Here is a 13,469-nt window from a genome sequence, read left to right as displayed (position 1 = left end):
TAACCGGGTGATCTACTGCATAAGCGGCAGACGAGCCAGAAGCGTGGCGTTCGTGCCACCGGAGGACGCAGATGAGCCGCTCGGACATGCCTGTCGAGGTGCTGATCGTTGCCGTCCCCGAAACCGCTGGTTCCGCGTTGTACGGCATGGTGGATGTGCTGTCGGCCGCCGGGAATCTCTGGCAACGCCTTCGCCATGAGCCCGTCAGTCAGGCCGGGTTTCGGGTCCGCATCGTCGCGAGCGAACGCAAGCCGTTTCTTTGTGGAAACGACATTCCGGTGCAGCCGCATTGCTCGATTCGCGACCAGCCGGAGGCGTCCATCGTGATCCTGCCCGAGCTGTGGCTCGGCCCGGACGAATCCTTCCATGGCCGGTACCCGGAACTGATGCGCTGGGTTCGCGACTGTTATGAAGGCGGGAAATCCATCTACTCGGCCTGCTCAGGAACCATCATGCTGGCCGAAACGGGCCTCTTGGCCGGGTGTGCCGCCACCTCGCACTGGGGCTATCAGGACTTGTTCCGGCGCGACTATCCGGAAGTGCAATTCCTGCCCGAACCCAATCTCGTCCTGGCGGACCCATCGGGGCGGATGGTCAGTGCCGGGGGTACCACGTCCTGGCACGATCTGGCCTTGCATATCATCGCGCGCCATCTGGGCCCGGTGGAGGCCATCCGCATCGCCAAGGTGTATCTGCTCAAGTGGCACGATGAAGGCCAGGGGCCTTATACCCCGCTGGTGCTGAAATCCGACCACACGGATGCCCGAATCCGGCAGTGCGAGGATTGGCTGAACCGGCACTTTGCCGAGCACTCGGCGATCCGCTTGCTAATCGAGGAATCCGGCCTTGCCGAACGCACCCTGAAGCGGCGTTTCAAGCAGGCCACCGGCGTATCCCTCGTGCACTACCTGCAGAACGTGCGCGTCGAAAGGGCCAAGCACTTGCTCGAAACCACCACGATGTCCATCGAGGAGATCAGCTTTGCAGTCGGATACGAGGATGTGTCTTTTTGTCGGGAGCTGTTCCGGCGGCTGACGGGTACCACGCCCGGGCGGTATCGCAGGCTCTTCTTTGCAGGCGCGGACTTCAGTACCAGGCAGGCCCGTCCGGACAAGGCCGCGAGTTGAAGGTTGGGTAGGGCAAAGATGGGTGTCCCCTTCACGGGTCGGCACCGTTATCGCGAGGCGCGCAGCGCCGTGGCGATCGCTGACGGGATGCCCGGGCGCTGATCGAGGCGTGCGTCCGGGGTCGCGTTTGGAGATGGCCACGGCCCCTGCGGGGCCTCGCCATGACGGGGCAGGGAAGAAGGGTGTGTTCTCGTTGACCTTTTCTCAGGTATGCCCTGGTGCGCCCCCCTGGCGGGGGCTGTCGAGTTCGAGCAGTTCCAGGCGGTGGTTGCCGGTCGGGTTGGGGCCCGAGGGGCCCTGGATGAGGAGGGCGAGGCCGTCGTTGATGTCGTTCTCGGCGAGCCATGTCCGGGCGAAGTCGTTCCAGTCGCTGCGGTCCTCGGCGACTTCCACCGGTTCGACGCCGTAGGAGAACTGCAGGCCCTGCGCGGTTGCGGGGTTCGGGGTGAAAGCGACCGTCCAGCAGGGCAGGCGCAGGCAGGCGATACGCCGGGCAGTGGTGCCGCTGAGCGTGGGCGCCAGGGTCACCTGTGGCAGGCGCCGCTGCGCGGTGTGGAATACGCTGCGCACGATCAGATCGACGGCGCGGTCGCGTCCGGCCTCGTCATGGTCGTTCGGGCCATCGGGCATCATGCCTCGGTCGCGTTCCGGCTCGATGGAGCGGGCAATGGCCGCGAGCATCGCCACGGATTCCACCGGATACCGCCCCATGGCCGATTCGCCGGAGAGCATCACGCAGTCGGTGCCGCCCAGGATGGCATTCGCCACGTCGGTCGCCTCGGCGCGGGTCGGCCGGCGCGACGTGACCATGGACTCCAGCATCTGGGTGGCGGTGATCACCGGACGGTGGTACTGGTTGGCGCGCCGGGTGATGCGGCGCTGGGCGAGGGCGATGCTCGCGATCGGGATCTCCACCCCCAGGTCCCCGCGCGCCACCATGATGCCGTCCGCCGCCTCCAGGATGCTGTCGAGCTGCTCCAGCGCCGCGGCGCGCTCGATCTTGGCGATGATGAAGGGGCTGTAGCCCAGCTCCTCCGCCGCCTTGCGCACGGCCAAAATGTCGTCGCCATCGACCACGAAGCTCTGGCTCACGGCATCCACGCCGTGTTCCGCCGCAAACCGCAGCCAATCGTGGTCGTCCAGGGTAAAGGCGCGGATGCCGAGATCGATGCCCGGCAGGTTCAGGCCCTTGCGCGAGCGCAGTTCCCCGCCAGTCTGCACGCGGCAGATGACGTCGTGGCCCTCGACTGACACCACCTCCAGCTCGATGTAGCCATCGTTCAGAAACAGTGCATCGCCGGGCTGTACCGCCTCCGGCAGTCCGGAGAACGACACGCTCACGCGCGAGGCGTCGCCGGTGCAGTCCTCCGTAGTCAGCGTAATGGTCTCGCCGGGCTCCAGCTCGATCGGCTCCTCGCCCAGCTCGCCGATACGCATCTTCGGCCCCGGCAGGTCGCCGAGGATCGCCACGCGCGTGCCGGTGTCCTCCGCCGCCTCTCGGATACGGCCGATCACCTCGGCGTGGTAGGCCGGGTCACCATGCGAGAAATTCAGCCGCACCACGTTGAGCCCGGCCTGCATCATTCGGCGCAGCGTGTCCGGGGAGTCGGACGCCGGCCCGATCGTGGCCACGATCTTCGTCTTCTGCGCGGGAAACGGCATGGGCAAGCCCTTACTCGATCAATGTCCCTGAGGGTAAACCGTCCGCGCCAGCCTGTCGCCGATGGCCTTGAGGCAAGTCGGCAGCATCATCGTGTACCTTCCCGGTATCGGAGTGCTCGTACCAAGACCAACAGGAGGCTCCCATGTCGCGGCAGCGCATCCTGGCCCTACCCGAGTTCAACGTGGCCGTGTTCGCGTTCCTGCTGAACTACCCATGGGAGTTTCTGCAGGTACCCTTCTTCGACGATATGCCCACCATGCCGCACTGGGAGGCCGTGGTGTTCTGCACCCGGGCAACGCTTGGCGATGTACTGATCGCACTCGCGGCCTTCTGGGGCGTGGCGGCGCTCGCCCGGAACCGGAGCTGGATTCTCCAGCCCACTCTGCGCACCGTGCTGTTGTTCGTGGCGATCGGGGTGGTGATCACCATCGGCCTGGAGTGGCACGCAACGGAAATCGACGACCGCTGGCAGTACGCCGACACCATGCCCACCTTGCCGATCCTGGGCACGGGCCTGCTGCCGCTCGTTCAGTGGGTGATCCTGCCGCTCCTGCTGATCTGGTTCGTCCGCCGCCAGGTGAGGGGGCAATTGGTACTGAACAACGAGTAGCTACCGCATTGAGAAGGCGGGTGTCCTCTTCTTCGGCAGCTACGTCTAGCGAAGCGGGCAAACCTCAATAAGGTGCGTGTCCTCTTTTTCGTCGCCTTCTCAACCCGTCTTCGCAACCAAACACCGTCATCGCGAGGCACGCAGCGCCGTGGCGATCTCCGAGGGTGTGTCCCCAGCGCTGGCCAGGGCGGACGCGGGAGGTAGCGTTCGGAGATGGCCACGGCCCCTGCGGGACCTCGCCATGACGGCCAGAAAAAACTGGGTGTCCTCTCTATCCACCACTGGCAGAGGCAAACGTCAGGAGTTGCGTTCGGAGATTGCCACGCCCCCGGGGCCTCGCTCTAACGGGCAATAAAATGATGCTATCGAGGTCCGAGCCCTTTCCCGCTGGTTCTCGCGTGTCGTTCAGGCGGAACCCGGATTCCTCGCAATGGTCCATCGGTATGTGTTCGGGGCAGGGTATCCGGCAGGCCGACAAACACCGGCTGTCAGCGCATCAAGCCGGAAGGACGGTGGACGTGATACGGAACAGGATCTGCGCATGCCCCATGGTTCTGGTGGCCGTGGCGCTTCTGGTGTTCGGCCTGAGCGGCAACGCGGCCGCCGGGGAACGGGAGGCCGAGATCGTGCAACTGGTGGAGGGCCTGGACGAGGACGAGCTCATTGTCTTTGAGCCGGACGATGCCCAGTACACCGTGACGGTCTTTACCGACGTCAACTGCCCTTATTGCCGCGAGTTCCACCAGCAAATCGACGACTACCTCTTATGGGACATCCGCATTCGCTATGCGGCGTTCCCCGTCATCGGCAACGCCTTCGAGCAGATGGAGGCGGTGTGGTGCAGCGACGACCGGCAGGATGCCATCACCCGGGCCAAGCTGGGCGAGACCATAAAGGCGGAAGACTGCCCGCATCCCGTGGCCGACCATCTGGCCATCGCCCGGGAGCAGCGGTTCCGGGGCACCCCCACCATCATCACCCCCCAGGGCCGGATCAGGTACGGCCTTGTCTCCGCCGCCGAACTCGTGGATATGCTGGAAGCCGAGGCGGCCCGGTAAGCAGCGTATCAAGAAGTTGGGTGTCCTCTTGTTCCTAAGCCGTTAGTGCGCGTTTCCCGGAGCTACGCGGCTGGCTGCCCGTTTTCTCTATGCCCGTCGAACCGAATCGGCTGCACGGCGTCCAGCTTCACGTTCTTCCGTGCACACCAGAGGTCGTGCTGGTGCTGCATGGCCAGCCAGCTTTCCGGCGACCGGCCGAGCGTTCTAGACAGACGCAGTGCCATTTCGGCGCTCACCCCGCTGCGTCCCTGCAGGACGCGCCCCAGGGTGGAGGGCGAAACATCGAGTTTGGTCGACAAATGACGGGCGCTAAGCCGAAACGGTTCCAGATAGACCTCGCGAATGAACGCGCCCGGATGCGGAGGGTTGTGCATGGTCATCAGTGGTAATCCTCGAAGCCTACGGCAGTCGTGTTAAGCGCGAAGGAAGATGGGTGTCCTGCCGCTGAGCAGTACGAAGGAAGATGGGTGTCCTGCCGCTGAGCAGTACGAAGGAAGATGGGTGTCCTGCCGCTGAGCAGTAATGTCCGATACAGCCTAGCCGCTTCAGTTTTCATTATCGCTCTCGTTGCTCATCTCCAGCCCCAGCCGCTGGTGCCAATCGGCGATGCTCTCCTCCGGGAAACCGGAGAAGCATCTGCTGTTGTCGCCTGTCTCCACCTCCACCCAGTTGGCCTTGCTGTCGAGCAGGATATGGACGTGCTCGGGCGGGGTCGGCAGTTCGCTGTCGATGGCGGAGGCAAAGGGGTGGACGAGGTCAGGCCAGCGCGGATCATAGACCCAGAGAGCACTGGCGCAGTGGCGGCAGAAATGGCGCTCGCCGACACTCGGCTCGCCGTCGATCACTGCATGGTAGATACCCGTGTGCTCGGCGCCCTCGACCTCCAGCGTCTCGGCGCGTCCGCTCAGGTTGATGGCATAACCGCCGCCCCCGGCGGTCTTGCGGCATATCGAACAGTAGCAGCGCTGGTAGGGATACGGATGCGGCGATTCCACGCGAAAGCGCACCGCGCCGCAGTGACAGGACCCTTCGAGCTGCATGTCCTCTTCTCCCGATGTGGGGGCCTACTGTGAGTCTAGTGCAGGCTCAAGACACCCAATAGAAAGCCCGTGGAGCGCTTCGTTTGCCCGTTACCAACCGCTTTAGCGCCATGCGCTCGGATCAGGTGCAAGGGCCGTCCCTCGTTTGTCCTGTGCTGACAAAGCGGCCAAACCGGTCACTTTGGCCGACAAAGTGCTGAATTGTCCGTTGGATACGCCGACGGTTCTGGCCTGTATGCGGCGAAAACGGCTGTAGCAAGGGGCGGCGGGGCTGTTGGCGCGCTTTCTGCAGTGGTGATGAGTGGGCCGGCTGAATGCCGGGGAACCATAAACCCCAACCGTCAGGAGTTCGCTCGCATGAAGCACTCACGCTTGTTCGCAGCGGGGCTTGTCGCCTCGCTGGCGATGGCCGGCACCGCATCCCAGGCTATCGCCGACAATGACGAAATTACCCGTGGCCAGTTGATGGCCGCTTCCTGCAAAGCCTGTCATAACGCGGCCGCGGCCGAAAAAGGTGTTCCGGATCTCAGCCGTGTCTCGGCGGGAGTCATCCAGAGCCAGATGCGCGCATTCCGCGATGGCGAGCGTGAGGCGACCATCATGGATCGTCACGCCAAGGGCTACACCGACGAGGAGATCGAAGCCATGTCGGTCTACTTCGCGCGCTTCTGATCACGGGGGATAACAACAATGCATAACTTTACGCGACGTCACTTCCTCAAGGCCTTCGGGATCACTAGCGCGGCTGCCCTGACCGGTATCGGTTTAACCCCTCATGCTGCACATAGCGCTGGCAAGGCCCACGTAGTCGTGGTCGGTGGCGGCACCGGCGGTGCCACCGCGGCGCGCTACCTGAAACAACTCTCGCCAAGCATGGCGGTCACGCTGATCGAGCCCAACGCCACCTACGTCACCTGCTACGGCAGTAACTGGGTGCTTGGCGGCTTCGAGAGCATCGAGGCGATCACGCACGGCTACGACAATCTGCGCGACCGCGACGGTGTCGATGTCATCCAGGACAAGGTCATTGGCGTAGACGTCGACAGCCGCACCGTTCGCCTGGAAAGCGGCGACAGCCTGCAGTACGACAAGCTGGTCATGTCTCCGGGCATCGACTTCAAGTACGACGAAATGCCCGGCATCGAAGAGTCCGATGCGGAGACGATCCCGCACGCCTGGAAGGCCGGCTCGCAGACCGAACTGCTGCGCGCGCAGCTGCAGGCGATGCCCAACGGCGGGGTCTACGTCATGGTCGCCCCGCCCAACCCGTACCGCTGCCCGCCGGGGCCGTACGAGCGCGTCTCGATGGTGGCGTACTACCTCAAGACCCACAAACCACGCTCCAAGGTCATCGTCCTCGATCCCAAGGAGGGCTTTGCCAAACAGGGCCTGTTCGAGGAGGGATGGGCCGAACACTACGGCGACATGATCGAATGGCGTGGCGGCGCCAACGGTGGGCGCGTCGAGGAGATCGACGTCAGCGGCAAGACCGCCCACGCGGACGGTGGCCAGGAACGTGTCCGCGCGGACGTGATGAACTTCGTTCCCGCCCAGCGCGCCGGCCAGATTGCCCACGATGCAGGCCTCACCAACGAACAAGGCTGGGCCTCGGTCGATCAGCGGACCTTCAAGTCCGTCATGGACGACAACATCTACGTGATCGGCGATGCCAGCGTGGCGGGTGCCATGCCCAAGTCCGGCCACGCGGCCAACAACCAGGGCAAGATCGTCGCGGCGGCCATCCTGCGCGAGCTATCGGGCCAGGAGCCCCTGGACCCGTCGTCGGCCAGCACCTGCTACGGCCTGATCACCCCGGACTATGGCGTCAGCATCGCCGCCGTATACAAGTACCAAAACGGCACCCAGGCAGCGGTAGAAGGCTCCGGTGGCGTCAGTCCCCTCGGCCAGTCTTCAACCTTCCGCCGCCAGGAGGCCGAACACACCCGCGCCTGGTATGCCGGCATCACCCAAGACATCTGGGGCTAGGCCCCGGCACTCTCCCAACCACTTCGATCGGCGCCTCCGGGCGCCGAGCTCGTTGCCGGGCGGGCCCGAAAATGATGGGTGTCCTCTACCTCGGGCCGGGTAAGTAATCATGTAGATCTGTTTCATAGGCGATTCTATATGGCATATCGCAGAAAGTGGGTGTCCTCTACTCGACCAGTAGAACGTTCCGGTGGCGTCAGTCCGTTCGGCCAGTCTTCAACCTTCCGCTGCCGCGAGGCCGAACACACCCGCAGCACCTAAGGGGTCAGGCCTTGCCTTTTGCCCCAGTCGTGGCAGGGAGGCAAAAGGCAAGCTCTGATCCTCATGACCCGTCGGACGTGAGAAAATAAATCCATCCCCATTTTTCCCTTTCCGATTAAGAACCCTCGGCTTGGATGTTAACAACCTCGTGGGTGTACAGATCTAGTTCGCCCGACTATTAGTGAATTCGAGAATACGTAACACCTTTTAAAACCCTTTCAACCTGCAGGCAGTTTTTCGCCCCCACCGACTGCGCGATCTTTTCAACTGGAACGCCCAGCCCGTTCAGCTCGCGAATACTACGCACTTGCGCCGGTGACAGCCTGCCTTCGGCCCCGCATATCACTTGCTCCGCGTATTCGGGCTTCCGCCAGAGCTCGCTGATGATTAGGTTTGGAATGCCCGCCCTCGGATTTTGCGCTTGGTAGCGTGCGACGGCTTGCTCTCGCTCTTGGAGGCTGACGACGTTCGATGTGGTTAGGCGGTGCTCATGGAGAAACCGCATACCCTTGAAACCGCCGGGAATCATGTTCAACGATGTGCCATCGGACATCTCTCGATCTACCTGTTCCTCTTCCCAGGCCATTATCTGCTCGAACGTGTGGTGGGTGACAATTAACTCAGAGGTTAGGCTGACGTCTCTGCGGCCAACGTAATCGCGCCATGCCCGATGGAACGTCTTATTGCTGCCGCTTCGGATTTCGCTGAAGTGCTCTGCCATTCGACGTAACCAGCCACGTTTCGTCACACCGATGTAGTTGTGCTGCTCGCCCGACCCTGTGTCCGAAGGGTCTGGTAGCCAGATGCCATGAGCGTAACCAACGTATCCCTCGTTAAGTGACGGGTAGCCCTTCATAACTACCTGAATTGGGAATGAGATGGACCATCGCGTCCCATTGATGTCGTTATAGACCAGATGGAAGGCGACCCTGCGCTGGGAAGGTTCGCGGGCGTACTCGGTATGGTGGAAGTAGGATTTGACGGTTGTTTTGACGTGGGACCCGGTGCCAAGGACCGTGGGGCTGGCCTCATGCACTAAGTCGAAGTCCAGCCCCGAATAAAAATCCGGTGGATGTGCCTTTGCCTCTGAGACGTTGTGCGCAAGGAGCTTGTCTGCGACCCCAACCAATGCGGCGGAAATGCTCGGGGGGTCGCTTTTGAATCGCCCAGCACCCGCCTCTGTATGCACGAACCCTTGGTTGATGTTCTCAAGAGTTTCTTCAATGATCCGTGCGAATACGAAGGGGTTCACTGGCGCGTAGTTTGCGACCACTCCTTTGACCGCTTTAGGGTTTACGTACTTGAACTTCATTTCGCGCCTGATATCTACCAGCGATGAGTAGGTAACGCGGACGGATATTGGTTGAATGGGAGCACTAGATATAGTCGATGAGGTGGCGGTGTAGACAGGTTATGGGGGCTGGTTAAACATGCCCCGTCTTGTATAGCCACTATACGGATTCTGGCACGGATGTTGGAGGGTTGCGAACCGCTCGATGGATTGGGGCCGGGTTGAGCGCTGGGCGTGAAGTCTGTTCAGTCGAGAAAGGCGACTGACTTGACGAGTGCGTGTGCGCGGGCGCCTTGCCGAAGGCCAAGCCGCTCGGTAGATAGCCGCGTCAGCTCCGCCATCAAGGTCTGCCCATCGTCCTGCCGGCACACGGCAAGCACGCGTGCGGGCCCGTGATGCCCGGGCGCCTCGTCCAGCGATTCGATGGTTACAGGGATGATGTTGAGGATGGAAACGTCCTGGGGCGGGGACAGTGCGATGGAGACGTCGCGGGCGTCTATGCGCAGACGTGCCTGTCTCCCGGCGCCGGGGCTGGACGGTACGCGGTAGCGGGCCTCGGGCGGGCCGAAGGGGTGCAGGCCGTGGGCGTCGGCTGGGCCCAGTTCGCCTTGCAGGACGGAGACGGCGCCTTCGTCGCGGAACAGGGGGGAGTCGGCTCGGGCGAGGGCCTCGCGCAAAGGTTCCAGGCGTTCTAGCTGGCCGTCGTGCATGAAGGCGACGCGGGTGGCGAGGCGTTCGACTTCGTCCGGCGCGTGGGTGACCAGCAGGCTGGGGATGCCGGTCTCCTCGGACAGGCGGGCGAGGAAGGGCATGATCTCGCGCTTGGTCTGGGTGTCCAGGGCGTTCAGGGGTTCGTCGAGCAGCAGCAGGTCGGGGCTGGTGAGCAGGGCGCGGCCGAGGGCGACGCGCTGGCGCTGGCCGCCGGAGAGCTGGTCGGCGCGGCGCTCCAGCAGGTCGTCGATGCCGAGCAGGCGGGCGACCTCGTCCAGGTGCAGGCGGCGCAGGGGCTCCGGCGTGCGCTTGTAGCCGTAGAGCAGGTTGCCGCGTACGGACAGGTGCGGGAGCAGGGTGGATTCCTGGAACACGAGGCCGACGCGGCGGCGGTGCAGCGGGACGAAGGTCTTGCCGGACTGCCAGGCGGTATCGCGAAAGTGCACTTCGCCGCCGGGCGGGTGTTCCAGCCCGGCGATGATGCGCAGGAGCGTGGTCTTGCCGCAGCCGGAGCGGCCGAACAGGGCGGTCACGCCCTCCAGCGGGAAGGCGGTGTCCACGTCCAGTGCGAAGCCGGGGCGTTCCAGCCGGGCCTTGATGCGCAGTGTGTCGGGCTGGGGCCGGGTCACAGGCGCACCGTGTCGAAGCGGCGGTTGATCGCGTAGACGATGAACAGCACGGCGAAGGCGAACACCAGCAGCCCGAAGGACAGGCGGTGGGCGGAGTCGAAGTCCATCGCCTCGGCGTGGTCGTAGATCAGGATGGACAGCACCTGGGTCTCGCCGGGGATCGCGCCGCCCAGCATCAGGATCACGCCGAACTCGCCGAGGGTGTGGGCGAAGGCGAGCGTGGCGGCGACGATGAAGCCGCCGCGGGTCATCGGCAGGATCACGGTGACGAAGCGGTCGATGCGCCCGGCGCCCAGCGAGCCGGCGATCTCCACCGGGCGGCGGCCAAGGTTGGCGAAGGCCTGCTGCAACGGCTGCACCGCGAACGGCAGGGAGTAGATCACTGAGCCGATCAGGATGCCCTGAAAGGTAAAGGCCAGGTGGTTCAGGCCCCAGCTCTCCAGCGTGCTGCCGACCGGCCCGGCCGGGCCGAGCAGAACCAGCAGGTAGAAGCCGAGCACGGTGGGCGGCAGCACCAGCGGCAGGGCGACGAGGGCCTGCACCGCGGTGCGCACGCCGGGCGAGCCGCGCCCGTTGGCCAGCCACCAGGCGATCGGCGTGGCGATCACCAGCAGGATCAGCGTGGTGTAGAGCGCGAGCTTGAGGGTGACCTCGATCGCCATCCAGTCCGTGGGGCTCAGGTCGAACATATTCGGTTACGAATCTCCAGGCATTTCGAAGCCGTAGTGCCGCATGATCTCGCGGGCGCTGTCGCGGCCCATGAACCCGGTGAAGCGGTGCGCGGTGTCCTTGTCCGCGCCGCGGCGGGTGATCACGAAGCCCTGGGTCAGGGGTTCGTGCAGCGCGTCGTCGATCAGGTAGTGCGGGTGCTCGGCGAGATCGGGGAACTCCGCGAGCGACAGCGCGATGATGCCGATGTCCGCGCCGCCGGCCTGCACCATGCGCGCGGTCTGGGCGATGTTGTCGCCGTTGACGATCTTCGGCTGCAGCGCGTCCCAGACGCCGGCGGCCTTTAGCGCCTCCTGCGCGCGCACGCCGTAGGGGGCGTGGGTGGGCGAGGCGATGGCCACGCGGCGGATGTCGTCGCGCGTCAGGTCCTCCAGCGTCAGCTCCGAGGCATCCATGCGGTTGCTCCACAGCACGATGCGGCCGATCGCGTAGACGGACGGCTCGGTGACGGCGGCACCCTCCGCGTGGAGCCGCTTCGGGTAGGCGATGTCGGCGGAGAAGAAGATGTCGTAGGGCGCGCCGTTCAGGATCTGTGTGGTCATGCGCCCGGAGGAGCCGTAGGTCACGCGCACGCGGTCGTCCGGATAGGCCTCGCGGTAGGCCTCCACGATCTCGTCCAGGGCGAAGCGCAGGTCGGAGGCAGCGGCGATGGTCAGCGGGCCGGAGGCGTGCGCCAGGCCGGGCAGCAGAAGGAGCAGGGTCAGGAGGAGGGCGCGCAGGTGCATGCTGTGGGGGCTTCCCGGTGGTTGGGTCCAGGTGGGTTCGGGTGGTTCCATTCGCGATTACTCGCTGCGCTCGCCCTTCGGGCCGGCCTTCGGCCGTTCAACGCAGCTTCGCTGCTTTTGTGCTTCGTCGCGGTGCTCCTCGCAGTGACGGTGAAGCTGGGGATATGCGGGTCGTTATATTTCAGTTTGCATATCGCCAGACAGAAGCCTACACCGGAACGGCCTCCGGCTGCCAACGGTTTGGCAGACCCCGCCGCGTGTCAGGCGATATGCACGATGCCGACCACGGCGCCGGTCATCAGCGTGGCCAGCGTGCCGGCGACGATGGCGCGGATGCCCAGGCTCACGATCTCGCTGCGCCGCTCCGGCACCAGCGCGCCGAGGCCGCCGATCAGGATGCCGAGGCTGCCCAGGTTGGCGAAGCCGCTCAGCGCATAGATCAGGATCAGCTCGCTGCGCGCGGACAGCGCATCGTCCCCCAGCTCCGCCATCTGCAGGAAGGCGACCATCTCGTTGAGGATGGTCTTGACCCCCAGCAGCGAGCCGGCGGTGGTGGCCTCGGCCCAGGGGATGCCCATCAGCCAGGCCAGCGGGGCGAAGACCCAGCCCAGGATGCGCTCCAGACTCAGCGCGGCCCCGGCGACCTCGGGCAGCGCACCCAGCATCACGTTGACCAGCGCGACCAGGGCGATCACCACGATCAGCAGCGCGATGATCTGCAGCAGCAGTTCCAACCCGCGCAGGGTGCCGCGGGTAATCGCGTCCATGGCGCTGGTCGCGCCCTCGGTCTCGGGGAGCAGATCGCCGGCGGTGGAGGGCGCGGTCGGCGGGATCATCACGGTGGCGATCAGCAGCGCGGCCGGCAGGCTGATCAGCGAGGCGACGATCAGGTGGCCCAGCGCATCGTCCAGCACCGTGCCGATGATGGTCGAGTACAGCACCAGCATCGTGCCGGCGAGCGTCGCCATGCCCACGCTCATCAGCGCGAACAGCTCGCTGCGGTTCATCTGGCGCAGATACGGGCGGATTACCAGCGGCGATTCGACCATGGAGAGGAACACGTTCGACGCCGTGCCCACGCCCAGGGCACCGCCAATGCCGAACGCCCGCTGCAGCACCAGCGAGGCCCCGCGGATCAGCACCGGCAGCACGCGCCAGTAGAACAGCAACGCCGACAGGGCCGAGAGCACCAGCACCAGCGGCAGCGCCTGGAACGCGAGGATGAAGTTGTTGGCCGGGTCGTCGACCGCGAACGGCGGGTCGTCCCCGCCGATATAGCCGAACACGAATGAGGTGCCGGCCTGGGTGGCATCGGTTAGCGCGATCACGACCTGGTTCAGCCACAGGAACGCATGCTGTGCGCCGGGGACGCTCAACAGCAGTACGGCAATACCGAACTGCAGCGCCAGCCCGGCCAGCACCTCGCGCCAGGGGAAGCGTGTCTTGTGTTCGCTCAGCAGCCAGGCGATGGCCACGAATACGAGCAGTCCCAGCCCGGCTTGCAGTGCGAGCATGCGCCTTCCTTTATTCTGTGACGGCGTTCAAAAACCGCACAGGATACCGGCTTTGGGCCGGATGCCAATGGGGGCGGGCGCAGGGGCGTGCACATTGGTAGGGTAGGCCCATTACACGGCGCTCA

13 protein-coding genes are annotated in these 13,469 nt (G+C 64.6%); 5 read left to right on the top strand and 8 right to left on the bottom strand.

Annotated features, from left to right (window positions below):
- Nucleotides 1–71 precede the first annotated feature (71 nt).
- The gene (locus tag F579_RS0105130; protein WP_019025089.1) at nt 72–1,127 is read left to right on the top strand and encodes a GlxA family transcriptional regulator; all 1,056 of its coding nucleotides are present in this window, start codon (nt 72–74) and stop codon (nt 1,125–1,127) included.
- A gap of 204 nt (nt 1,128–1,331) precedes the next feature.
- On the opposite strand, the gene pyk is transcribed toward F579_RS0105130, so the two are convergent.
- Nucleotides 1,332–2,789 carry a pyruvate kinase gene (gene pyk, locus F579_RS0105125; protein ID WP_019025088.1) on the bottom strand — a complete coding sequence of 486 codons (1,458 nt, stop codon included), beginning with the start codon at nt 2,787–2,789 and terminating at the stop codon, nt 1,332–1,334.
- 143 nt (nt 2,790–2,932) lie between these two features.
- Here pyk and F579_RS0105120 point away from each other — a divergent pair, with 143 nt between their 5' ends.
- Together F579_RS0105120 and F579_RS0105115 are read left to right on the top strand one after the other, a co-directional pair.
- Complete coding sequence (locus tag F579_RS0105120; protein WP_018862168.1) at nt 2,933–3,400, top strand: hypothetical protein; 468 nt, start codon at nt 2,933–2,935, stop codon at nt 3,398–3,400.
- A 548-nt stretch (nt 3,401–3,948) separates the two neighbouring features.
- A complete protein-coding gene (locus tag F579_RS0105115) occupies nt 3,949–4,458 on the top strand; it encodes a DsbC family protein (protein WP_019025087.1) in 510 nt (169 codons plus the stop codon).
- Nucleotides 4,459–4,520: 62 nt separating this feature from the next.
- On the opposite strand, the gene F579_RS0105110 is transcribed toward F579_RS0105115, so the two are convergent.
- Nucleotides 4,521–4,838 carry a HigA family addiction module antitoxin gene (locus F579_RS0105110; protein WP_019025086.1) on the bottom strand — a complete coding sequence of 106 codons (318 nt, stop codon included), beginning with the start codon at nt 4,836–4,838 and terminating at the stop codon, nt 4,521–4,523.
- A 165-nt stretch (nt 4,839–5,003) separates the two neighbouring features.
- Nucleotides 5,004–5,498: a GFA family protein gene (locus F579_RS0105105; protein ID WP_019025085.1), complete on the bottom strand. Its 495-nt coding sequence runs from the start codon at nt 5,496–5,498 to the stop codon at nt 5,004–5,006.
- 357 nt (nt 5,499–5,855) lie between these two features.
- Here F579_RS0105105 and F579_RS0105100 point away from each other — a divergent pair, with 357 nt between their 5' ends.
- Nucleotides 5,856–6,170 (top strand): c-type cytochrome, encoded by a 315-nt coding sequence (locus tag F579_RS0105100; protein ID WP_019025084.1) that lies wholly within the window; start codon nt 5,856–5,858, stop codon nt 6,168–6,170.
- 18 nt (nt 6,171–6,188) lie between these two features.
- On the top strand, nt 6,189–7,484 hold the full coding sequence (locus F579_RS0105095; protein WP_026301112.1) for an NAD(P)/FAD-dependent oxidoreductase: 1,296 nt from the start codon (nt 6,189–6,191) through the stop codon (nt 7,482–7,484).
- 439 nt (nt 7,485–7,923) lie between these two features.
- Here the strand turns inward: F579_RS0105095 and F579_RS0105090 are convergent, their stop codons facing one another.
- From F579_RS0105090 to F579_RS0105070, 5 genes are all read right to left on the bottom strand, one after another.
- Nucleotides 7,924–9,057: a hypothetical protein gene (locus tag F579_RS0105090; protein ID WP_019025082.1), complete on the bottom strand. Its 1,134-nt coding sequence runs from the start codon at nt 9,055–9,057 to the stop codon at nt 7,924–7,926.
- Nucleotides 9,058–9,281: 224 nt separating this feature from the next.
- Nucleotides 9,282–10,376 (bottom strand): molybdenum ABC transporter ATP-binding protein, encoded by a 1,095-nt coding sequence (modC, locus tag F579_RS0105085; RefSeq protein ID WP_019025081.1) that lies wholly within the window; start codon nt 10,374–10,376, stop codon nt 9,282–9,284.
- The gene (gene modB, locus F579_RS0105080) at nt 10,373–11,065 is read right to left on the bottom strand and encodes a molybdate ABC transporter permease subunit (RefSeq protein WP_018141746.1); all 693 of its coding nucleotides are present in this window, start codon (nt 11,063–11,065) and stop codon (nt 10,373–10,375) included. Before modB ends, modC begins: the two co-directional genes overlap by 4 nt.
- Before the next feature lie 6 nt (nt 11,066–11,071).
- Nucleotides 11,072–11,830: a molybdate ABC transporter substrate-binding protein gene (modA, locus tag F579_RS0105075; protein WP_019025080.1), complete on the bottom strand. Its 759-nt coding sequence runs from the start codon at nt 11,828–11,830 to the stop codon at nt 11,072–11,074.
- Between the two features lie 260 nt (nt 11,831–12,090).
- Nucleotides 12,091–13,344: a NupC/NupG family nucleoside CNT transporter gene (locus tag F579_RS0105070; RefSeq protein WP_018138507.1), complete on the bottom strand. Its 1,254-nt coding sequence runs from the start codon at nt 13,342–13,344 to the stop codon at nt 12,091–12,093.
- Between the last annotated feature and the right edge of the window lie 125 nt (nt 13,345–13,469).

It is taken from the genome of Thioalkalivibrio sp. ALJ21 (assembly GCF_000378605.1).
In the GTDB taxonomy this organism is placed as follows: Bacteria; Pseudomonadota; Gammaproteobacteria; order Ectothiorhodospirales; family Ectothiorhodospiraceae; genus Thioalkalivibrio.
Note: the sequence above shows the minus strand (reverse complement) of the source record. Positions and strands in the feature narration are given on the sequence as shown.

Coding starts and splice junctions, on each gene's coding strand:
- F579_RS0105130 (WP_019025089.1), top strand. CDS start 72: ATGAGCCGCTCGGACATGCCTGTCGAGGTGCTGATCGTTGCCGTCCCC.
- modB (WP_018141746.1), bottom strand. CDS start 11,065: ATGTTCGACCTGAGCCCCACGGACTGGATGGCGATCGAGGTCACCCTC.
- F579_RS0105110 (WP_019025086.1), bottom strand. CDS start 4,838: ATGACCATGCACAACCCTCCGCATCCGGGCGCGTTCATTCGCGAGGTC.
- F579_RS0105090 (WP_019025082.1), bottom strand. CDS start 9,057: ATGAAGTTCAAGTACGTAAACCCTAAAGCGGTCAAAGGAGTGGTCGCA.
- F579_RS0105070 (WP_018138507.1), bottom strand. CDS start 13,344: ATGCTCGCACTGCAAGCCGGGCTGGGACTGCTCGTATTCGTGGCCATC.
- F579_RS0105120 (WP_018862168.1), top strand. CDS start 2,933: ATGTCGCGGCAGCGCATCCTGGCCCTACCCGAGTTCAACGTGGCCGTG.
- F579_RS0105115 (WP_019025087.1), top strand. CDS start 3,949: ATGGTTCTGGTGGCCGTGGCGCTTCTGGTGTTCGGCCTGAGCGGCAAC.
- pyk (WP_019025088.1), bottom strand. CDS start 2,789: ATGCCGTTTCCCGCGCAGAAGACGAAGATCGTGGCCACGATCGGGCCG.
- modA (WP_019025080.1), bottom strand. CDS start 11,830: ATGCACCTGCGCGCCCTCCTCCTGACCCTGCTCCTTCTGCTGCCCGGC.
- F579_RS0105105 (WP_019025085.1), bottom strand. CDS start 5,498: ATGCAGCTCGAAGGGTCCTGTCACTGCGGCGCGGTGCGCTTTCGCGTG.
- F579_RS0105095 (WP_026301112.1), top strand. CDS start 6,189: ATGCATAACTTTACGCGACGTCACTTCCTCAAGGCCTTCGGGATCACT.
- F579_RS0105100 (WP_019025084.1), top strand. CDS start 5,856: ATGAAGCACTCACGCTTGTTCGCAGCGGGGCTTGTCGCCTCGCTGGCG.